The organism is Cupriavidus sp. 01T418, assembly GCF_056398885.1.
In genome coordinates, this window is sequence record NZ_JBFTQG010000019.1 from 23,614 (window position 1) to 42,959 (window position 19,346).

Genomic DNA, 19,346 nt, shown 5'->3' on the forward strand with positions numbered 1-19,346 from the left:
GCATGACAATGCCAACCTACAGTCCAGACCGTCCCGCCGAACTTGACGCACTCGGACGCACGCAATTTGCGAGACACCTCGCTAAGGCACTCCTCTCAGTTAGCGCAAGTGACGGCTTAGTCGTGGGAATCGAAGGCGGATGGGGAACTGGAAAAAGCACAATAATCGGCTTCGTGAAGACAGAATTGGCCGCGTGCAGCGACGCAGCTACGAAAGCGATTGTCGTTGACTTCAACCCTTGGATGGTCAGCAACACTGGAGCGCTCATCGACGCGCTGGTAACGCAGATCGCCGCCGCGATCAACCTGGATTCAGGCTCCCCAGCGAAAGCAATCAAGGCCGGAGAGAGGCTCCTCGGGTACATCGGACTTATCAGGCATTTCAAGTACCTCAAGTATGTGCCGGGAACCGCGTTTGCGGGGAATATCGCAGAGGACATTGCGGAGATCGCCGATACGGCCGCCGACGCCACGAAGGAAGCGGGCGACGCGCTCAGCGACGTCAAGAAATTGCTTCCGACACTGGATCTCGCAAAAAAGAAGGCGGAGGTCGCCGAAGCCTTGCGCGATCTAAATCGCCCAATAGTGGTAATTGTAGACGACGTCGATCGGCTTCCTGCGGACGAGATCCGTACGCTGGTCCAGGCAATCAAAGCAGTCGCCGACTTTCCGAGGACGACCTACCTTATAGCTTATGATCGTGATGTTGTGGCAGCGGCTCTTGGGAACGGTAATGCCGCTCCAGGCCAGTCGTATCTCGAGAAAATTGTCCAGGTGGCGTACCCGATCCCACCGCTGTTTGAATACCAACTACGGAGTTTCGTAGACAAGCAGCTACAGGCCCTGTTCTTGACTCTTAACATCGAGCTCCGAGACTTCGAAGCATCCGGCTACCCGAAGGCGGTAGGCCTCCTTACGCGACTCGCTCGGCATCCGAGGGATGTCGTCCGGCTTATGAATCGGCTTATGCTAAGCCTTCCGGCTACCAGAAACGAGGTGAACGTCACGGACGTTCTTGTGTTTGAGGCCATCTCACAGCGCTTTCCGCAGATCCGCGAAAGCGTGCACTGCCACCCAACTGACTTCACAGGACATGCGTTCCGCGGCGACTCTGGCTTCGAAGATGAGGACTTTGATTGGGCTCGGTGGGCTCAGCTTGAGGCCGACCGGGAAAGCGATGAACCCGCGTGGGCGAAGTATCTTCCTAAACAGGAGCCCGACCTGACAGTAGCCGCCAAGGCTTGCGAGTTCCTATTTCCTGATGATTTCCGAAAACACGATCGCGTACCCGAGGACGAACTACACATAGCTGATCCCGATCGGCTGGCGCGCTATTTCCGCATGATGTCCCTTGAAAGCGTTCCGGAAGCGAGCGACATTCACAAGAAACTGCAGCAGCCAAAGCTTCTTGCCGAGGCGATTGCGAACATCGAGCTCCCCGAGCTGACTTTCTTGCTCGAGTGGATTCACAATTACCTTCCCTCGTGCGCTGCACCGGATGCGATGGGGTGTTCGGTAGTCCTTGTCGAGCGCGCCACGCTCGCCCAGTCTGCTTTGGGACTGACAAGAGATCTAGCGGAACTCTTTGCCAAGGTCCTAGCGCGGCTCGTGAGGAGGGGGGGTCCAACAACCCAGAACGATATCTTTAAACTGATCATTGCCAAAGCTCCACTATCCATATCGGGGAGCGTGCTGCTCGAAGCAGCCGCCGAGCAAGGAAAATGGATCGTGCGGCCGGATCTGGTCAAGGCCGCGGAGGCCCAACTAGTCGGCGACGGCAGAGTAGTCGACGAGGCGCTCGCATCTTGGTCGGATAGGGTCAGGACTTCCATCTCCTTAGGCACGCTCGCCAAAGAGCCGAGGATGCACGCGATACTCTACCGCTTCGCTCAGTTGAATTTCGCGTTTGAGGAGGTGTACGCCGCAGTGAACAAGATTTGCTCCACCGACGAAGGGTTGCGGAGGTTCCTTTCGCGCCATGTAAAAAACAGCCCGTTCGACGCGCCGGACGAGTATGGTCTCGTGGAAGACGCACAAGCGCTTGCCGACCGAATCAACTCTTCGGCTATAAGGGGTGAGTATTTGTGGCTAACGTCTCACATTACGTCGCCTGAGTTATCGAACGCAATCGGAGCCCAGTCCCTTCGACTAAAAGGATTGAGACGCGCTGGTGATTCACCATCGTCCAAGTAGAAATCATTCGCCTACCTTTTCCGGCGGATGCAGTCGCGGAAGCCAGGATTGAAAACTGCGCATGATCGAATGTCTCATCCTGGCCCGACATCTGCCGTCGCCTAGTCGTAGGCGAACGGCAGAGAATCGGGTCGACTCAGTCATCCAGGGTTAGGAGCAGGATGACTCAAACTGGCTGTGGATTCAACCGGTCAACGTTGGCCCTTCGACGACTACTAAGCAGACAATTGCTGCCAGTCAGACATTGGACTTACAGTCCGGCCAGTCTGACTACTGGCATGCTTAGTTACCGAGGAAATCGGCACTTGTTCCCAGATACATCGGGTGGTCCTGTCCCTTGTACATCGGCAGCCAGCGCATATCTTGCTGTCCGGTCGGATGGTCGTACTCCGTGGACGAAAGGATGAGCTGGGCATCCTTCGCCGCGCAAAGGTTCTCAAGGTGGGTCAGGTACTTGGCGAGATCCTCGGTATGGAGTTCCTGCTGTTTCGGGGTATCCAGAATGAGGAACCTGAATGGTCGGGAAGGCTCGGAGATGTACGCCTCAAATAGCGCGGCGTGGATAGCCAACACTAGGCGGATCTTCGTGCTACCCGAAAAGAGGTCCAGCGACTCGCCGTTGAACTTGAACCGTAGTTCCAAGTCAACTTCGACGTTCCTGGACACGTTCTTCGTGTCCAGGATGTCCATCCACTTGACGGCTAACTCGCGGAGATGGAGACGCAGTTTGTTGAATTCAATGTCGGCGCGCCCGCTGTTGGAGAGGCTGTCGATGCGGTCCTGAATGCGCAATCGCTCCGTTTCGAACTTGAACAGCTTGGAGCGCTCTTCATTGAGCGCTCCAATTCGTCCGACCTCGGACTGAACCTCCACCAGCTGTTTCGTCAGCGCTTGCACTGCGGTCACCAACTGATCGACGCCGGTCGTTGCCGGCGAGTCCAGTTTATCAACCAGCACCTGGCGCTCCGCGCGCAGGTCCTTCAGTACCTCTTCGAGTTGCTCAATTCGCATTTCCGCCCGCACCGCATTTCGGTCAAGGTCTTTGATTTGGTCGCGAAGGTATAGGAGATTTTTGCCATACGACTCAGTGCTGCCGATGAAGAGGCCGCAGTTTGGGGCACCACAAATCTCACCAAACGAGGAGAACACTCGACGGGCCTCCTCATTGAGACCGAGCGTCTTAACCTCGCCTTCAATCTCGGTTCGAATAGCGTCAATTCCCGAAGCGCGACTTTGAAGGTCAGAAAGTTCGATTTGCTTTGACCGTATCTGCTGCTCTTTTTGCCGAAGAATTTCGGTTAGGGTGGAACTCGCGGTGCCCCTTGCATCGACGGAGTCGCGCAGGGCGCCAATTTGAGCGGTTAGGTCCGTTGCACGGCGCTCAAGCACTTCTTGATTGGCAGGGCTATCGTCGACACCCCGAGATTGGTATTCAAATACGCGCTGCGCAGCAACGATCTTTCGGGTCTGTGCCTCCAGCGCCGCCTTTTCTTCAATGAGATTTCTTTTGACGTCGAATGAATGCTTGGGATTCAGGCCAAACACGAAGCGGACCATCTCGACGAACTGGTCCACAATAAACGGGTTGGCCGATTTGTAGGCTGCGGTATAGCCATCACCCTGATTCAGGTAGAAAACAGGCAGGACGGTTGATATATAGGGTTGTACAGCCTCCCCTTTGTTCGATACGAGTCGAGGAGGCTCCAGACCAAGGGCTTCAAAGAGCGCCAGCGAGAACGAGCCCTCGTCGAAGTGCTCGGATTCCTCGCCCCGATAAGTCAAGGTCGCGTAAAAGTCGCGATTGTTGGTTCCAAGAATGCGGTGAATGACGAACGGCTCACCTCCATTCTCAGCCTCCAGTGTTACTGCCGCGCACTTGCTGAACATTTCATCGCGAAACCGTGGCGGGAATCCAAGGCTAGCAGCTAGCGATTGAATGACCGGTGTCTTGCCGCTGCCGTTCCTTGCGAAGATGAGCGTAGTCCGCCGCCCAAATTCGAGTAGCGGGCTTTCCCAGCCGTTCCGTCCGAGCGGCTCAACTTTGAGTGACCTCAACCTCAATTGACTTCCCCCCTGACTCGAGCCTCATCTCTTATGTACTGGTAGCTGAGTTCAATAGTTTCCATGGACATGGCCAACGGGCTCTCGCCAGCAATGGCGCTTTGGTAGACTTTCTTGCCAAGCTCAGTAGCAGAAATACGCCGCGTGCGTTTGTCGACGATGATCTGTCTGGTAGCTTCCAGGAATGTCAGCGCTTTAATGGTCCGGATGCGCAAATTCCCGGACCAGCCGATGTCTTGCGATGACCCCTTAAAGCCGGGCACAGTACGTTCCAGGCACTCGCCGACCAGTTGGCCAATTTCCGGCAGCAGGGGTTTTGCTGCTCCCTTAGTTATTGCCAGAATAGTCATCGCCAAAAGAGGCAACTGAAACAATGCCTCGTTGTTTAACGAATGCGCAGGAACCGACAGCTCGGCCGGAAGGTCCAGTCGGAGATTGAGCCTTGTCGCTTCATCAAAGAATTCGGCGGTATTCATCGCGTGGCCCTTCGAACAATTGACGCACAAAAACCACCGAGCAAAAGGTCAACGCTTAGCGGCGGAAACTTCCCGGCTAAATCTGATTTTAGCATTTCATCGATCGTTGCTCGAAGGTCCCCAAGTATGCTGCCGCTCAAAATCCACGCCTTACATCTGGCGTCGATGTCGCTGAGCAGCAGTTCAAGGTCGAATTCAGCGAACGTGTGACGGGCTGTGCGAAGCCAGACATCCCAAGAAACCTTTGCACGAGATGCAATTTCAATCATGCTATCTGGCGCACCAGCGTCCTTCAGTTGGCGTTGCAATATGGAGGCTGCCTTGATTGCTCCGGGGTCGCCTCCGCTAAGCAAGTTCCTGTAAACCGCAGTGGAGATGCTCAGCACCTCCAGTAGGTCATCAAGTCCAACGCCCGTAACGAGGTCGATTTTGTCTTTGGTGAGGCCGCTGATTGGTGCACAGGATTTCGACTCAACCAGCGAGACGAGACTGTTTGCTATCTCGTCGATCTCGTGCTTATGCAGGTCAATCTCACTATGCTTCCAAATTGCGTTTCGCGCCGCGTCAGCAAACGGTTCGAGCGTTTCACCCAGATGGGAAACCTGCACGAGAGACAGCTTCGACGTTGCGGCCTTTAACTTGTCTTCGGACAGAGGTACGCCAGGCGAGAAAATTTCGCCGAACTTTTTGATGAATTGCGTGATGTACGCACGATTCGACGCTCCGACCTTAAGGTGGTCTTGAACCTCGAAAACGTCATCTTGAAAGTGGACATTGCTAAGAACGGTCACCTCTCGGCACTGCTCCCCAAACTCAATCGTATGCACGAAAAGCTTGCCTGCGATGCTGTCGCGGATCGCCGTCAGCTTTTCCTCGGTGTCGAGTTTTCCTTTCTTCTTCAGCGAGAAAATCTCGTCAACCTTCCACTGTTGATTGGCTCGGCCTTTAGTCTTGACCTGGAAGAAGTGATATTCGATGCAACCGCCGACGTTGTGCCGCACGACAAAATCATCGTGATAATCGCAATAAACGCGCTCCACATCCTTACCGCTAAGGATCTCCAGAGCTGCAAACGCCGCAGCTTGAAATTGCATTCGAAAACGGTTGGTGGTCTCACGGCCGACGGTCTCCCGCGGCGTTTTGTCATGGATTATGTTCAAGGCTTCTTCTCTGGTCTGCCTGCCTGCCGTGGGGGCTACTTTTAACAGATTTGCGTATGTAGCACCATCCCATTCTCCGTGCCGTCGGGACGGAAGGGGGGGCAGGCGTGAGACGACCATGTTCCCTCGCCCCCGCTGGGGGCGAAGAGCCTTCAAGGGGATAACGGGATGAGTTCTCATGACTGTACAAATATACAGTCATTGGACTTTTGTTGCAGTCGAAATTCTGAACAACCTTGTTGCGCGTCAGTGGACCAGTGATGGGCAGCCGCATGGCCGCCGCATGCTGCGGTCGGCGACTGCCGCTCAACTTCCGCAACCCGCCTATGAAGCGGACGTCCAAGTGGCGATCCTGGCGGTCTGCTTCTAGCCGGTTGCCGCCGTCCGATCCGGCGGCCGTTCTGGCCGGTAGCGGCCGGCGACGGCAACGACCGTGGCCGACCCATTCGGCCATTCGACCTCGTCTCCTCAGGTAGCTAACCGATTCATCACCGACCACAACGCGCACTTCAGTAAGGTAGTACCGCTCCCGTAGGGCACGAGCATCAACGTCGATACCCATGATGCGAAGTGTCGGTCGGCCAGCCACATCTTCTACATTGCTTCGGTTGTAACCTCGGGTACCGTCCGCTCCTCGCCACAGCAAACACTCGATTCTTGGGCGAACAATTCCCCTCCACAGGGAGCCGAGACTCCGCTAGATCGTATCCCGAGTAAACCCTGATCGAAAGGGTCTTAATTGGCACAATGCTCTGAAGACGGTGGCAATCCTCTGAGCTAACGTGGCACGCGACAACTCGCGCATGGAAATTAGTGCTACCATTTGCCGACCGACTGGTCGGTTTATTTAAGAGGCGCCACGTATCCTCCCTATATAAGGATGCGGCCACGACGGCGCACCGCCAGACCTGGCTCACCGACATGGCAGGAGAAGAAGATGCCAGAAATGCCCCCACAAGTCAGCCTGACTTCCGGCCCGATACTGCTCGCCTGGCACGGCCAGGTAGCAGTCATCACGCTCAATCGCCCTGACAAACTCAATAGTTTCACCCGCGAGATGCACGCCGCGCTGCAGCAGGCGCTTGACCACGTCGAGGCCGGCGGCGCCAGGTCCGTGCTGCTGACGGGCGCGGGGCGCGGTTTCTGCGCGGGGCAGGATCTGGCCGACCTGGATTTCACGCCCGGTGCGATGACGGACCTGGGCGAACTGATCGACGTGTGGTTCAACCGCCTGATCCGGCGCCTGCAGAAGCTGCCGCTGCCTGTGATCGCCGCCATCAACGGCACGGCGGCCGGCGCGGGCGCCAACCTGGCCCTGGCCTGCGACATGGTGCTGGCGGCGCGTTCGGCCAGCTTTATCCAGGCCTTCGTCAAGATCGGACTGGTTCCGGATTCCGGCGGCACCTGGCTGCTGCCCAAACGCGTCGGCATGGCGCGCGCCATGGGCCTGGCCATGACGGGCGACAAGCTCAGCGCGGAAGACGCCGAAAAATGGGGGCTGATCTGGGAAGCCATGGACGATCCCCTGCTACCTGAGCAGGCGCTGGCAATGGCCACCCACCTGGCGGCCCAGCCAACGCGCGCGCTGGCGGCCATCAAGCAAGCGATGCATGCCGGCGCGAGCCAGGGACTGGACGCCCAGCTGGACCTGGAACGCGACCTGCAGCGCGAACTGGGCGCGTCGCATGACTATGCCGAGGGCGTGAACGCCTTCCTGGAAAAGCGCGCGCCGCGCTTCACCGGCCGTTAAGGCCGGCCCCACCCCCGACAGGAGACCAGCTTGACCCACAATCCCCAGGCCCTCGCCGAAGCGGCCGCCGCCAGCATGTACGAAGCCGATACCTGCAGCCGCTGGCTGGGCATTACCCTCGAGGCAGTACGTCCGGGCTACGCGCGCCTGTCCATGCCGGTACGGCAGGAATTCCTCAACGGCCACGGCATCTGCCACGGCGGCCTGATGTTCACACTGGCCGATTCCACTTTCGCCTTCGCCTGCAACAGCCACAATATCAATACGGTGGCGGCGGGCTGCAGCATTGAATTCCTCAAACCCGTGCACGGCGGCGACTTGCTGACTGCTGAAGCCACCGAACAGGTCCTGTCGGGCAGGCATGGCATCTACGATATCCGGGTAAGCAACCGCGCCGGCGAGGTAGTGGCGATGTTCCGCGGCAAGTCCGCCCAGATCAAGGGGCATGTGGTGGCTCCGCCGGAACCGGCGTGAATCCCGCATCGGCCGGGTTCCGGATTCGACATGGACGCATAACGATATAAGCCCCTACGCGCAGGAGACACTATGACGCGCCTCACAGATCTGCCGCTCGAGCCGATCGAGACCGCCAGCCGCGACGAATTGCAGGCCTTGCAGCTGGAACGCCTGAAATGGTCGCTCAACCACGCCTACCGGAACTCGCCGGTCTACCGTGCCAAGTTCGACGCCGCCGGCGTGCATCCAGACCTGCTCCGGACGCTGGCCGACCTCGCCCGCTTTCCCTTCACCACCAAGCAGGACCTGCGCGACAACTATCCGTTCGGCATGTTCGCCGTGCCGCAGGACCGGGTGGCGCGCATCCATGCCTCGTCGGGCACGACCGGCAAACCCACGGTGGTGGGCTATACACTGAAGGACATCGACACCTGGGCCACGGTAATGGCGCGCTCGATCCGCGCGGCTGGGGCGCGGCGCGGCGACAAGGTGCATATCAGCTATGGCTACGGGCTGTTCACCGGCGGCCTTGGCGCGCACTACGGGGTGGAAAAGGCGGGGCTCACCGCGATTCCCTTCGGTGGCGGCCAGACCGAGAAGCAGGTACAGCTGATCCAGGATTTCAAGCCGGAAGTGATCATGGTCACGCCCAGCTATATGCTGGCCATTGCGGATGAGCTGGAGCGCCAGGGCATCGATCCGGCGTCCACTTCGCTCAAGGTCGGCATCTTCGGCGCCGAGCCCTGGACGCCCGAGATGCGCCTGGCCATCGAGAAGCGCATGGGCATCTCGGCGGTGGATATCTATGGACTGTCGGAAGTCATGGGGCCGGGGGTGGCCAACGAGTGCGCCGAGACCAAGGACGGTCCGACCATCTGGGAAGACCATTTCTATCCGGAAGTGATCGATCCCGTCACCGGCGAAGTCCTGCCCGACGGCGAGTTCGGCGAGCTGGTCTTCACCTCGCTGTCCAAGGAAGCGCTGCCGATCGTGCGCTACCGGACCCGCGACCTCACCCGCCTGCTTCCCGGCAGCGCCCGTCCGGCCTTCCGCCGCATGGAAAAGATCACCGGCCGCTCGGACGACATGATGATCATCCGCGGCGTCAACGTGTTCCCTTCGCAAATCGAGGAGCTGATCCTCAAACACGCGAAGCTGGCGCCGCACTATCAGTGCGTGCTGACCAAGGACGGCCATCTCGACGTGCTGACCGTGCGCGTGGAATGCGCGCGTGGCGTCGATCCGGCTGGCATGCAGCAGGCCAGCGAGCAGCTGACCTACGACATCAAGGCGTATATCGGCGTCACCGTCGGCATCGAGATCCTGCCCTCCGGCGGCGTGGAACGTTCGGTGGGCAAGGCGCGGCGCATCGTCGACCAGCGGCCGCGCTAAAGAAAGCTGGCCGGCCACGATGGCCGGCCTGAGGAGCTTAGCTGCGCGGCATCAGCACCCACATCCGCCCGCCCTGCTTCATGCGGCCGGCGGTCTCCCCGGCAGCATCACCCGCTCCCCAGAAGAAGTCGGCGCGCACGCCGCCCTTGATGGCGGACCCCGTGTCCTGCGCGAACATCAGGCGCTGGATCGGCTCGGTGGAAAGCGGCCGCGTGGTGGAAAGGAAGACCGGCACGCCCAGCGGAATGGTCGCGGGATCGACCGCGATGGAACGCTCCGCGGTCAACGGCACGCCCAGCGCGCCGACCGGGCCGTCATTGTTGGACGGCAGCTCACGGAAAAAGACAAAGCGCGGATTCACGTTGAGCATCTCCTCGACGCGGCCCGGATTGGCCCGCGCCCAGGCCTTGATGCCCTGCATGGTGGCCTGCGCCGGCGTGATCTCGCCACGGTCGAGCAGCCACTTGCCGAAGGAGCGGAACGGCTGGTCGTTGGTGCCGCCGAATCCCACCCGCACGATGCTGCCGTCCTGCAAGCGGATCCGGCCTGAGCCCTGGATCTGCAGGAAAGCGGCTTCCACCGGATCGTCCACCCAGACCAGCTCATGCCCGCGCAGCGCCGGGTTCTGCAGCAGTTCGCCGCGCGCCGGCAGCGGCCGGTTGCCCCATTGGGGCGGCTTGCGATACAGCGGAATCTGGTACTGGCCCTGGCGCGTGCGCGCGCCGTGCAGGATCGGCTCGTAGTAGCCGGTGATCAGCCCGCTGTCGGTGCCATCGCCATTGACCACGCGAAAGGGCTGGAAGTTGGATTCGAAATAGGCGCGCATGGCATCCATGTCGCCGGCATCGACCATCAGGCCGAGCGCGCAGACGCGGTTCCATTCGGCGCGCTTCTTCAAGGCCTGGCAGCTGGCCTGCAGCGCCGGCCAGGCGGCGCGCATATCGTCCTGGCCCCAGCCGCCGATCTCGCCCCAGCTGGCTGCCTGCAGCACGCCCTTCTGGCTCGAAACGGTCGGCGGCGTCACGGGACGCGTGCCGGGGCCCTCGATGCGGGGCGGCGGGCCGCTCATGCAGCCGGCCAGCAGCGTGGCCGCGGCGGCCAGCCCCAGCCAGCCGGGCCGGCGCCCGCCGGTGGCCGTGCGAGCTTGCGCGGGCAAGGGCCGGGAGGAAGAAAAGGGAAAGCGGAAAAACGAATGCAGGTATGCCATCTTGATTGGATGAAAACTCAGCTTGTCGCGGATGTCGCCGGATGTCGCCGGGAGGAGCGCGGCCAGCCGCGGCGGCCAATGGCCTACAATGCCCACCGTTGTCGCCCTGTCGCCCTGTCGCCCTGTCATGAGCAAGTTTTTCGAAGCCCATCCCATGCTGCTGTTCGCCCTCGAGGCCGGACTGGCGCTCTTCCTGCTGATCTTTATCGTGGTCTGGACCATGGGCACGGCCAAGAAAAACCCGCGCCCCAGCCGCGCGCCGGACGATCATCCTTCCCGCGCCGGTCAGGACAGCGCCCAGCAGGATCAGGACCGCGCGCCGGGCCAATAGGTTCCGCGCCGCCGGCGCTCTCTCAGTGCAGCATGCGCGGCAGGACCAGCGCAAACTCCGGAATCGGCACCTCGAAGCGATGGCCGTCCTCGGCCACGCAGAAATACTCTCCCTTCATCGAGCCCACCGGCGTCGAGATCGTGGCCCAGCTCGTGTATTCGAAATGCTCGCCCGGCTTGAGCAGCGGCTGGTGCCCCACCACGCCAAGGCCAGCCACTTCCTGGGTGCCGCTGTCGCTATCGGTAATGACCCAGTGGCGCGAGATCAGCTGCGCCGCCACCTCGCCGGTATTGTGGATCGTGATGGTGTAGGCGAAGGCATGGCGCCCGCGCTCGGAGTCTGACTGGTCGGGCAGGTACTGGGTACGTACGGCCACGGAAAACGCGTATTCGCTCATTGTCGGCACATCGCAGGCGGGATCAGGGTAGCCGCATTGTGCGGCAAGGCTCCGGGGGCGGCAAGCAAAGCCGCCGCGAGTCGCCTCGCGCGGGGAGGGTAAAATACCGGCTTCCCCTTGAAGCACCCTCCTCCGAGCCCCGCCATGAGCACGCCCACCTACCGCATCGCCCCGTCCATCCTGTCCGCCGACTTTGCCCGCCTGGGCGAGGAAGTGCGGCGCGTGACCGCGGACGGTGCCGACTGGATCCATTTCGACGTGATGGACAACCATTACGTGCCGAACCTGACCGTGGGCCCGCTGGTGTGCGAGGCGATCCGCCCGCACGTGACCGCCCCGATCGACGTGCACCTGATGGTGCGCCCGGTGGACCGCATCATCCCTGACTTCGCCAAGGCCGGCGCCAATATCATTACCTTCCACCCGGAGGCCAGCGATCACATCGACCGCTCGCTGGCGCTGATCCGCGAACACGGCTGCCAGGCCGGCCTGGTGTTCAACCCGGCCACGCCGCTGCACCACCTGGACCACGTGATGGACCGCATCGACGTGATCCTGTTGATGTCGGTCAACCCCGGCTTCGGCGGCCAGTCCTTCATTCCCGAGACGCTCAACAAGCTGCGTGCCGCCCGCGCGCGCATCGATGCCTACGCCGAGCGCACCGGACGGCGCATCCTGCTGGAAGTGGACGGCGGCGTGAAGGTGGACAACATCGCGGAGATCGCCGCGGCCGGCGCCGACACCTTCGTCGCCGGATCGGCGGTATTCAGCAAGCCGGACGCGGACGGCGGCTACAAGGGCGTGCTGTCGGCCATGCGCGCCGAACTGGCCAAGGCCGGCCAATGAGCGTGGCGCCGTTGGTACGCACCGACTGGCGCGGCATCCGCGCCGTCATCGTCGACCTCGACGGCACCATGGTGGACACCGCGGGAGATTTCCATGCCGCGGTCAACGCCATGCTGAAGGCGCTGGTCCATCTGCATCCGCAGCTCGGCAGCGCCGCGCCGATGGACAAGGAGCAGATCGTCGGCTTCGTCGGCAAGGGTTCGGAAAACCTGATCCGGCGCGTGCTCGACGCGCGCTTCTCGCCGGCCCGCGCCAACGGGATGTTCGCCGATGCACTGGCCCTGTACGACCGGGAATACCTGCGCATCAACGGCCAGTTCTCGCAGATCTATGCCGGTGTGACCGAGGGGCTGGCGGCGCTGAAGACGGCCGGTCTCCGACTGGCCTGCGTGACCAATAAGCCGCACAACTTCACCGAGCCGCTGCTCGCCAGGACCGGTCTTGGCCGCTTCTTCGAGCTGGTCTACGGCGGCGACGCCTTTGCCCTGCGCAAGCCGGATCCCCTGCCGCTGCTCAAGGTGGCCGAGGCATTCCGGCTGGAACCGGCCGAAATCGCCGCCATCGGCGACTCGGAGAACGATGCCCAGGCAGCCCGCGCGGCCGGCATGGGCGTGCTGCTTGTGCCCTACGGCTACAACCACGGCAATCCTGTACAAGGCGTCGACGCCGATGGTATAGTCGATTCCATTGCCTGCGCCGCCGAGCTGTTTGCAGCACACCGGGCAGGCATCGCAGAACATCCAAACCCATCCAAACCATAAATCGCTGAACACGATTTCATGTTCCTGAACCGCAAACGCATCTCTTCTGGCAGTGATCGGCAGGCCTGGCCCTGGCGTCGCTGGCGCGCCTCCCAACAGGCGTAAAGTGCGTTCGCGAGTCTCCTGACCGCCCCCTTCCCGGCATCCCCGCGATGCATTGTTACCAGGATGGGGCCGGCCAGACCGGCAGGTTGCCGGACCTTCACCGATTTTCCAGCCGCCCGACATCCCAGCCCTTGCGCCGGTGTCACCCGAACGCGCTGCACGCCCACCCCGGCCGTGCGTGGACACTCGTCCGCGCCATGGTCTCTCCGGGGCGGGTCTGACGACCTTCCAGCCCCAAGTTGCCGACATCGCGGCGTGCGCCATACTGATACGCAGGCGCCGCAGCACAAGAGGATCGACATGACCGAACTGGAATTCAAATCGCTGGCCGAGCAGGGCTATAACCGCATTCCGCTGATCGCCGAGGCTTTCGCCGACCTGGAAACGCCGCTGTCGCTGTATCTCAAGCTGGCGCAGTCGCAAACGCGCGGGCTCAACACCTTCCTGCTGGAATCCGTGGTGGGCGGCGAGCGTTTCGGACGCTACTCGTTTATCGGCCTGCACGCCCGCACCCTGCTGCGCGCCCACGGCATGCGCACCGAGGTGGTCACCGACGGCCGCGTGGTGGAAACCCATGAAGGCAACCCGCTCGACTTCATCGCCGAGTTCGAGCAGCGCTTCAAGGTGGCGCTGCGCCCCGGCCTGCCGCGCTTCTGCGGCGGCCTGGCCGGCTATTTCGGCTACGATGCCGTGCGTTATATCGAGAAGAAGCTCGCCGGCACGCAGAAGCCGGACGATCTGAATCTGCCCGACATCCAGCTGCTGCTGTGCGAAGAGCTGGCGGTGATCGACAACCTGTCCGGCAAGCTCTACCTGATCGTCTACGCCGACCCGACCACGCCCGAGGCCTATGCCCGCGCCCGCCAGCGCCTGCGCGAGCTGCGCATGAAGCTGCGCCAGCCGGTGGACGTGCCGGTCACCAGCCCCTCGGTGCAGACCGACGTCTACCGCGAATTCGACAAGGCTGACTACCTCACTGCCGTGCACAAGGCCAAGGAATACATCATGGCCGGCGACATGATGCAGGTGCAGATCGGCCAGCGCCTGGTCAAGCCGTACCGCGACTCGCCACTGTCGCTGTACCGTGCGCTGCGCTCGCTGAATCCGTCGCCCTATATGTATTTCTACAACTTCGGCGATTTCCAGATCGTGGGCGCCTCGCCCGAGATCCTGGTGCGGCAGGAAAGCCGCCGGGTGGGCAGCAACGGCGACCAGCGCGAGGAGCACATCGTCACCATCCGCCCGCTGGCGGGCACCCGTCCGCGCGGCAACACGCCGGAGAAGGACGCGCAGCTTGCCACCGAGCTGCTCAACGACCCGAAGGAAATCGCCGAGCACGTGATGCTGATCGACCTGGCGCGCAACGATATCGGCCGCATCGCCGAGACCGGCTCGGTCAAGGTCACCGACCAGATGGTGATCGAGAAATACTCGCACGTGCAGCACATCGTCAGCTCCGTGGAAGGCACGCTCAAGCCCGGCATGAGCAACCTGGACGTGCTGCGCGCCACCTTCCCCGCCGGCACGCTGTCGGGCGCGCCCAAGGTGCACGCGATGGAGATCATCGATGAACTGGAGCCGCGCAAGCGCGGCATCTACGGCGGCGCGGTGGGCTACCTGTCCTTCGGCGGCGAGATGGATCTCGCCATTGCCATCCGCACCGGCATCGTCAAGGACGGCAATCTTTATGTGCAGGCCGCCGCCGGCATCGTTGCCGACTCGGACCCCGAAGCCGAATGGAGGGAAACCGAAGCCAAGGCGCGCGCCGTGATCCGCGCCGCCGAGCAGGTCCAGGACGGACTGGATTCGGATATCTAAAGGTAAGGGAACAGGGGACCGCCATGCTGCTGATGATCGACAACTACGATTCGTTTACCTACAACCTCGTCCAATACTTTGGCGAACTCGGCGCCGACGTGCGCACTTACCGCAACGACGAAATCACGCTGGAAGAAATCGAGGCGCTCAAGCCCGACCATATCTGCGTGTCGCCCGGCCCGTGCAGCCCGAAGGAAGCCGGTATCTCCGTGGCGACGCTGCAGCACTTTGCCGGCCGCATCCCGATGCTGGGCGTGTGCCTGGGCCACCAGGCCATCGGCGAGGCTTTCGGTGGCAAGGTGATCCGTGCCAAGCAGGTCATGCACGGCAAGGTCAGCCGCATCGAGACCACGCAGGAAGGCGTCTTCGCCGGCCTGCCCAGGCACTTCGACGTGACGCGCTATCATTCGCTGGCGATCGAGCGCGAGACCTTGCCGGATTGCCTTGAAGTGACGGCCTGGACACCCGATGGTGAAATCATGGGCGTGCGCCACAAGACGCTCGCCATTGAAGGGGTGCAGTTCCACCCCGAATCCATCCTGTCCGAGCATGGCCATGCGCTGCTGGCCAACTTCATCAAGGCGCCCCGATGAGACTGCTCGATACACCCAACGCGCCCGTTCCCTCAAACGACAAGACCGAGACCGCCATGTCCATCACCCCGCAGGAAGCCCTCACCCGCTGCATCGAACACCGCGAGATCTTCCATGACGAGATGCTGCACCTGATGCGGCAGATCATGCAGGGGCAGATATCGCCGGTGATGGCCGCCGCCATCCTGACCGGGCTGCGCGTCAAGAAGGAAACCATCGGCGAGATCTCCGCGGCGGCGCAAGTCATGCGCGAGTTCGCCAACAAGGTGCCCCTGGGTTCCGTCAAGGACCGCGAGAATTTCGTCGACATCGTCGGCACCGGCGGCGACGGCTCGCATACCTTCAATATCTCCACGGCCTCGATGTTCGTGGCCTCTGCCGCCGGCGCACGCATTGCCAAGCACGGCAACCGCGGCGTCAGTTCCAAGTCCGGCAGCGCCGACGTGCTCGAAGCGCTGGGCGTCAATATCATGCTGACGCCGGAACAGGTCGGCGCGTGCATCGAGCAGACCGGCATCGGCTTCATGTTCGCGCCCACCCATCACCCGGCCATGAAGAACGTGGCGCCGATCCGCAAGGAAATGGGCGTGCGCACCATCTTCAATATCCTGGGCCCGCTGACCAACCCGGCCGATGCGCCCAATATCCTGATGGGCGTGTTCCACCCCGACCTGGTCGGTATCCAGGTGCGCGTGATGCAGCGCCTGGGCGCCAAGCATGCGCTGGTGGTCTACGGCAAGGACGGCATGGACGAAGTGTCGCTGGGCGCTGCCACGCTGGTGGGCGAGCTGAAGGACGGCGAGGTCCGCGAATACGAGATCCACCCCGAGGACTTCGGCCTGCAGATGATCTCCAATCGTGGCCTGAAGGTGGCCGATGCGACAGAATCCAAGGAGATGCTGCTCGAAGCGCTGACCGACGTGCCCGGCACGCCGCGCGAGATTGTCACGCTCAACGCCGGCACCGCGCTGTATGCCGCCAACGTGGCCAGTTCGGTCGAGGACGGCATCCGGCGCGCCCGCGAAGCCATCGCCAGCGGCGCGGCACGCGAGAAGCTCGACCAGTTCGTGCGCGCCACCCAGCAGTTCAAGTAAGCCGCCCCAGTCCGTCGAGCAAATCAGCCGAGCGAGAGAACTACCGCATGTCCGATATCCTGCAGAAGATCCTGGCCGTCAAGGCCGACGAAGTGAACGCCGCGCGCAAGAAGCGCGACCTGCCCAGCCTGCGCGCCGAGGCCGAGAGCTTGCGCACCGAACCCGGCCTGGCGCCGCGCGGTTTCGAACGCGCGCTGCGCGAGAAGATCGCCGCCGGCAACGCCGGGGTGATTGCCGAGGTGAAGAAAGCCTCGCCCTCCAAGGGCGTGCTGCGCGCGAACTTCGTGCCCGAAGCCATCGCCGAGAGCTATGCCAGCCACGGCGCGGCCTGCCTGTCGGTGCTGACCGACGTGAATTTCTTCCAGGGCCACGCCGATTTCCTCAAGCGTGCCCGCGGCGCCTGCCCGTTGCCCGCTCTGCGCAAGGACTTCATGATCGACCTCTACCAGGTCTATGAAGCGCGCAGCTGGGGCGCCGACGCCATCCTGCTGATCGTGTCCGCGCTCGACCACGGCCTGATGGCCGAGCTGGAAGCCTGCGCGCACGAACTCGGCATGGACGTGCTGGTGGAGGTGCACGGCGGCGACGAACTGGACGCCGCGCTGCGCCTGAAGACGCCGCTGCTGGGCGTGAACAACCGCAACCTGCGCACCTTCGAGGTCACGCTCGATAACACGCTGGACCTGCTGCCGAGGATCCCGGAGGACCGCCTGGTGGTGACCGAATCCGGCATCCTTGGCCCGGACGACGTGCAGCGCATGCGCGACGCCAATGTGCACGCCTTCCTGGTGGGCGAAGCCTTCATGCGCGCGCCCGACCCCGGTGTCGAGCTGGCACGCCTGTTCGCCTGAACGGGAAACACGGACACGAAATGGCCCAGGAAATCGAACTGAAGCTGGCGGTGCCGGACGGTGCCATGCCGGCGCTTGCGGCCTGGCTGGACGCGCAAGGGCAAGCCCGTGGCGAGCACACGTTGCTCAACGTCTACCTCGACACCCCCGCGCGCGACCTGGCGGCCGCCCGTGCCGCCCTGCGGCTGCGCCGCCGCGGCGAGCAATGGCTGCAGACGCTGAAGACCGCTGGCAAGAGCCAGGCCGGGCTGGCCGCCCGCCAAGAATGGGAAACCCAGGTGGCGGCCGAAGCCATCGAACTCGATGCCTTCCCGCCCGAGGCCCGCGCCTTGCTGGCGCCGCTGGCTGCGACGCTGGCCCCGGTATTCCGTACCGACTTCGCGCGGCGTACCTGGCTGGTTGAGCAGGACGGGGTTCGCATCGAGGCGGCACTCGATGTCGGCACGATTTCAGCGCCGGCAAGCGCTGCGCAAGAGGCGATCCGGGAACTGGAGCTGGAGTGGCTCCCGGGCGAAGACGGGCAAGCACACTCTCAGCAACAAGCCGAGGCCGCGCTACGCGCACTGGCGCGGCGCCTGCAGCATGTCGCGCCCCTTGCGCCGTCCGACCAGAGCAAGGCCGCGCGCGGCTACCGGCTTGCCGCCGGAGCCAGCCGCGCCTGATGTAGCGCTCGCGCCTCCTCACTCCCAACAAGAACCAGGTATCCCTCCAGCATGAGCAAGCACACCAGCGCACAGGCCGACCTGTTCGCAGCCCCGGCCGTTGCCGAAGCCGCCACCGCGCCCGCCCCGGCCGCCGCCAGCCTGGCTGCGCAAGCCGCGGCACTGCCTGCGGCCTGGCGCGAATTGCTGGCCCCCTGCATGAACACGGCCGGCTGGCAGGCGCTGGCCGCCTTTGTCGACGGCGAACGTGCCAGCGGCAAGCCGGTCTTTCCGCACGAGGTATTCCATGCCTTGCACCTGACTCCGCCGGAGACCGTCAAGGTGGTGATCCTCGGCCAGGATCCTTACCACGGCACCGGCGTGGTCAACGGCAACGAGATCCCGCAGGCGCATGGCCTGGCCTTCTCGGTGCCGGATGGCGTGCGCGTGCCACCCAGCCTGCGCAATATCTTCAAGGAAATCGCCGCGGAATATGGCGATAGCGGCACGGCAGCTCCCGCCTCCGGCAACCTGGAAGGCTGGGCGCGCCAGGGCGTGCTGCTGCTCAACACCGTGCTCACGGTGGAACAGGGCCAAGCCGCCAGCCACGCCAGGCGCGGCTGGGAAGCGGTGACCGATTGCCTGATCCAGGCGTTGTCGGCCGCACGTCCCAAACTCGTCTTCCTGCTGTGGGGAAGCCACGCCCAGGCCAAGAAGCCCTTGCTGGCCGGCTCGCACTGCGTGCTGGAAGCGCCACACCCGTCGCCGCTTTCGGCGCACCGGGGCTTCCTGGGCTGCGGGCATTTCCGGATGGCCAATGACTGGCTGCAACGGCACGGCACCGCGCCGGTGGACTGGCGCGCCACCTGACCCTCACACCCTGTTCGGTCTATTCGGTCTATTCGGTCGGCAGGCAGTCGAAATCGTCGAACTCGCCCTCGCCGCGTAGCGCCACCAGGGCGCTGACTTGCGCGGCGGGTGGCCCGCGCCGCATCCAGGTGCAAAGGGCCTCCAGCCGCTCGGGCGGCCCGTAGGCCATCACTTCGACCGAGCCGTCCCGCCGGTTGCGGACCCAGCCGTTGACGCCAAGCGCGCCGGCCTGCCCGGCGCAGGCCGCGCGGTAACCCACGCCCTGCACCCGCCCCTTGACCACGATGTGCCATGTTTCCATCTGGGTTCCCCTTGCCACGCCGGCCACGCCCCGCGCGCACGCTG

20 protein-coding genes are annotated in these 19,346 nt (G+C 62.8%); 14 read left to right on the forward strand and 6 right to left on the reverse strand.

Going from position 1 to position 19,346, the window contains the following annotated elements:
• Positions 1-2 precede the first annotated feature (2 nt).
• Complete coding sequence (locus tag AC1DQ3_RS19220; RefSeq protein ID WP_477121744.1) at positions 3-2,192, forward strand: KAP family P-loop NTPase fold protein; 2,190 nt, start codon at positions 3-5, stop codon at positions 2,190-2,192.
• 282 nt (positions 2,193-2,474) lie between these two features.
• Here the strand turns inward: AC1DQ3_RS19220 and AC1DQ3_RS19225 are convergent, their stop codons facing one another.
• The 3 genes from AC1DQ3_RS19225 to AC1DQ3_RS19235 form a co-directional block, all read right to left on the reverse strand.
• The gene (locus AC1DQ3_RS19225) at positions 2,475-4,079 is read right to left on the reverse strand and encodes a hypothetical protein (protein WP_477121745.1); all 1,605 of its coding nucleotides are present in this window, start codon (positions 4,077-4,079) and stop codon (positions 2,475-2,477) included.
• A 170-nt stretch (positions 4,080-4,249) separates the two neighbouring features.
• Positions 4,250-4,729 carry a hypothetical protein gene (locus tag AC1DQ3_RS19230; RefSeq protein ID WP_477121746.1) on the reverse strand — a complete coding sequence of 160 codons (480 nt, stop codon included), beginning with the start codon at positions 4,727-4,729 and terminating at the stop codon, positions 4,250-4,252.
• Positions 4,726-5,889 carry a dsDNA nuclease domain-containing protein gene (locus tag AC1DQ3_RS19235; protein WP_477121747.1) on the reverse strand — a complete coding sequence of 388 codons (1,164 nt, stop codon included), beginning with the start codon at positions 5,887-5,889 and terminating at the stop codon, positions 4,726-4,728. The genes AC1DQ3_RS19230 and AC1DQ3_RS19235 overlap by 4 nt, the downstream gene beginning before the upstream one ends.
• 178 nt (positions 5,890-6,067) lie before the next feature.
• On the opposite strand from AC1DQ3_RS19235, the gene AC1DQ3_RS19240 reads away from it, so the two are divergent.
• From AC1DQ3_RS19240 to paaK, 4 genes are all read left to right on the forward strand, one after another.
• A complete protein-coding gene (locus tag AC1DQ3_RS19240; RefSeq protein WP_477121748.1) occupies positions 6,068-6,259 on the forward strand; it encodes a hypothetical protein in 192 nt (63 codons plus the stop codon).
• 576 nt (positions 6,260-6,835) lie between these two features.
• Positions 6,836-7,639, forward strand: a complete 804-nt coding sequence (paaG, locus tag AC1DQ3_RS19245; RefSeq protein ID WP_477121830.1) for a 2-(1,2-epoxy-1,2-dihydrophenyl)acetyl-CoA isomerase PaaG — start codon at positions 6,836-6,838, stop codon at positions 7,637-7,639.
• 30 nt (positions 7,640-7,669) lie between these two features.
• Positions 7,670-8,113 carry a hydroxyphenylacetyl-CoA thioesterase PaaI gene (paaI, locus tag AC1DQ3_RS19250; protein WP_477121749.1) on the forward strand — a complete coding sequence of 148 codons (444 nt, stop codon included), beginning with the start codon at positions 7,670-7,672 and terminating at the stop codon, positions 8,111-8,113.
• A gap of 72 nt (positions 8,114-8,185) precedes the next feature.
• Entirely contained in the window at positions 8,186-9,487 is a 1,302-nt protein-coding gene (gene paaK / locus AC1DQ3_RS19255) for a phenylacetate--CoA ligase PaaK (protein WP_477121750.1), read from the forward strand.
• A 37-nt stretch (positions 9,488-9,524) separates the two neighbouring features.
• On the opposite strand, the gene mltA is transcribed toward paaK, so the two are convergent.
• Entirely contained in the window at positions 9,525-10,694 is a 1,170-nt protein-coding gene (gene mltA / locus AC1DQ3_RS19260; RefSeq protein WP_477121751.1) for a murein transglycosylase A, read from the reverse strand.
• Positions 10,695-10,821: 127 nt separating this feature from the next.
• Here mltA and AC1DQ3_RS19265 point away from each other — a divergent pair, with 127 nt between their 5' ends.
• Positions 10,822-11,025: a hypothetical protein gene (locus AC1DQ3_RS19265; RefSeq protein WP_477121752.1), complete on the forward strand. Its 204-nt coding sequence runs from the start codon at positions 10,822-10,824 to the stop codon at positions 11,023-11,025.
• 22 nt (positions 11,026-11,047) lie between these two features.
• Here the strand turns inward: AC1DQ3_RS19265 and apaG are convergent, their stop codons facing one another.
• Positions 11,048-11,422 carry a Co2+/Mg2+ efflux protein ApaG gene (gene apaG, locus AC1DQ3_RS19270; RefSeq protein WP_477121753.1) on the reverse strand — a complete coding sequence of 125 codons (375 nt, stop codon included), beginning with the start codon at positions 11,420-11,422 and terminating at the stop codon, positions 11,048-11,050.
• A 144-nt stretch (positions 11,423-11,566) separates the two neighbouring features.
• Here apaG and rpe point away from each other — a divergent pair, with 144 nt between their 5' ends.
• The 8 genes from rpe to AC1DQ3_RS19310 all read left to right on the forward strand — a co-directional run bounded on the left by rpe (position 11,567) and on the right by AC1DQ3_RS19310 (position 19,001).
• Positions 11,567-12,268 carry a ribulose-phosphate 3-epimerase gene (gene rpe, locus AC1DQ3_RS19275; protein WP_477121754.1) on the forward strand — a complete coding sequence of 234 codons (702 nt, stop codon included), beginning with the start codon at positions 11,567-11,569 and terminating at the stop codon, positions 12,266-12,268.
• Positions 12,265-13,029: a phosphoglycolate phosphatase gene (gene gph, locus AC1DQ3_RS19280; RefSeq protein ID WP_477121755.1), complete on the forward strand. Its 765-nt coding sequence runs from the start codon at positions 12,265-12,267 to the stop codon at positions 13,027-13,029. The genes rpe and gph overlap by 4 nt, the downstream gene beginning before the upstream one ends.
• Before the next feature lie 405 nt (positions 13,030-13,434).
• Positions 13,435-14,952, forward strand: a complete 1,518-nt coding sequence (trpE, locus tag AC1DQ3_RS19285; RefSeq protein ID WP_477121756.1) for an anthranilate synthase component I — start codon at positions 13,435-13,437, stop codon at positions 14,950-14,952.
• A gap of 23 nt (positions 14,953-14,975) precedes the next feature.
• Positions 14,976-15,545, forward strand: coding sequence for an aminodeoxychorismate/anthranilate synthase component II (locus AC1DQ3_RS19290; protein ID WP_477121757.1), 570 nt, complete (start codon positions 14,976-14,978; stop codon positions 15,543-15,545).
• A gap of 56 nt (positions 15,546-15,601) precedes the next feature.
• Positions 15,602-16,639 carry an anthranilate phosphoribosyltransferase gene (gene trpD / locus AC1DQ3_RS19295; RefSeq protein ID WP_477121831.1) on the forward strand — a complete coding sequence of 346 codons (1,038 nt, stop codon included), beginning with the start codon at positions 15,602-15,604 and terminating at the stop codon, positions 16,637-16,639.
• A 47-nt stretch (positions 16,640-16,686) separates the two neighbouring features.
• Positions 16,687-17,490, forward strand: coding sequence for an indole-3-glycerol phosphate synthase TrpC (trpC, locus tag AC1DQ3_RS19300; protein WP_477121758.1), 804 nt, complete (start codon positions 16,687-16,689; stop codon positions 17,488-17,490).
• A gap of 20 nt (positions 17,491-17,510) precedes the next feature.
• Positions 17,511-18,152: a CYTH domain-containing protein gene (locus AC1DQ3_RS19305; protein ID WP_477121759.1), complete on the forward strand. Its 642-nt coding sequence runs from the start codon at positions 17,511-17,513 to the stop codon at positions 18,150-18,152.
• Between the two features lie 51 nt (positions 18,153-18,203).
• Positions 18,204-19,001 (forward strand): uracil-DNA glycosylase, encoded by a 798-nt coding sequence (locus AC1DQ3_RS19310; RefSeq protein ID WP_477121760.1) that lies wholly within the window; start codon positions 18,204-18,206, stop codon positions 18,999-19,001.
• A gap of 28 nt (positions 19,002-19,029) precedes the next feature.
• Here AC1DQ3_RS19310 and AC1DQ3_RS19315 read toward each other — a convergent pair whose 3' ends face one another.
• The gene (locus tag AC1DQ3_RS19315) at positions 19,030-19,302 is read right to left on the reverse strand and encodes an acylphosphatase (protein ID WP_477121761.1); all 273 of its coding nucleotides are present in this window, start codon (positions 19,300-19,302) and stop codon (positions 19,030-19,032) included.
• Positions 19,303-19,346 lie beyond the last annotated feature (44 nt).

Excerpts from the sequence above, each read along its gene's own strand:
- AC1DQ3_RS19220 (WP_477121744.1), top strand. The coding sequence starts at position 3 with ATGACAATGCCAACCTACAGTCCAGACCGTCCCGCCGAACTTGACGCA.
- AC1DQ3_RS19225 (WP_477121745.1), bottom strand. The coding sequence starts at position 4,079 with ATGTTCAGCAAGTGCGCGGCAGTAACACTGGAGGCTGAGAATGGAGGT.
- AC1DQ3_RS19230 (WP_477121746.1), bottom strand. The coding sequence starts at position 4,729 with ATGAATACCGCCGAATTCTTTGATGAAGCGACAAGGCTCAATCTCCGA.
- AC1DQ3_RS19240 (WP_477121748.1), top strand. The coding sequence starts at position 6,068 with ATGACTGTACAAATATACAGTCATTGGACTTTTGTTGCAGTCGAAATT.
- paaG (WP_477121830.1), top strand. The coding sequence starts at position 6,836 with ATGCCCCCACAAGTCAGCCTGACTTCCGGCCCGATACTGCTCGCCTGG.
- paaK (WP_477121750.1), top strand. The coding sequence starts at position 8,186 with ATGACGCGCCTCACAGATCTGCCGCTCGAGCCGATCGAGACCGCCAGC.
- mltA (WP_477121751.1), bottom strand. The coding sequence starts at position 10,694 with ATGGCATACCTGCATTCGTTTTTCCGCTTTCCCTTTTCTTCCTCCCGG.
- AC1DQ3_RS19265 (WP_477121752.1), top strand. The coding sequence starts at position 10,822 with ATGAGCAAGTTTTTCGAAGCCCATCCCATGCTGCTGTTCGCCCTCGAG.
- apaG (WP_477121753.1), bottom strand. The coding sequence starts at position 11,422 with ATGAGCGAATACGCGTTTTCCGTGGCCGTACGTACCCAGTACCTGCCC.
- rpe (WP_477121754.1), top strand. The coding sequence starts at position 11,567 with ATGAGCACGCCCACCTACCGCATCGCCCCGTCCATCCTGTCCGCCGAC.
- gph (WP_477121755.1), top strand. The coding sequence starts at position 12,265 with ATGAGCGTGGCGCCGTTGGTACGCACCGACTGGCGCGGCATCCGCGCC.
- trpE (WP_477121756.1), top strand. The coding sequence starts at position 13,435 with ATGACCGAACTGGAATTCAAATCGCTGGCCGAGCAGGGCTATAACCGC.
- AC1DQ3_RS19290 (WP_477121757.1), top strand. The coding sequence starts at position 14,976 with ATGCTGCTGATGATCGACAACTACGATTCGTTTACCTACAACCTCGTC.
- trpD (WP_477121831.1), top strand. The coding sequence starts at position 15,602 with ATGTCCATCACCCCGCAGGAAGCCCTCACCCGCTGCATCGAACACCGC.
- trpC (WP_477121758.1), top strand. The coding sequence starts at position 16,687 with ATGTCCGATATCCTGCAGAAGATCCTGGCCGTCAAGGCCGACGAAGTG.
- AC1DQ3_RS19305 (WP_477121759.1), top strand. The coding sequence starts at position 17,511 with ATGGCCCAGGAAATCGAACTGAAGCTGGCGGTGCCGGACGGTGCCATG.
- AC1DQ3_RS19310 (WP_477121760.1), top strand. The coding sequence starts at position 18,204 with ATGAGCAAGCACACCAGCGCACAGGCCGACCTGTTCGCAGCCCCGGCC.
- AC1DQ3_RS19315 (WP_477121761.1), bottom strand. The coding sequence starts at position 19,302 with ATGGAAACATGGCACATCGTGGTCAAGGGGCGGGTGCAGGGCGTGGGT.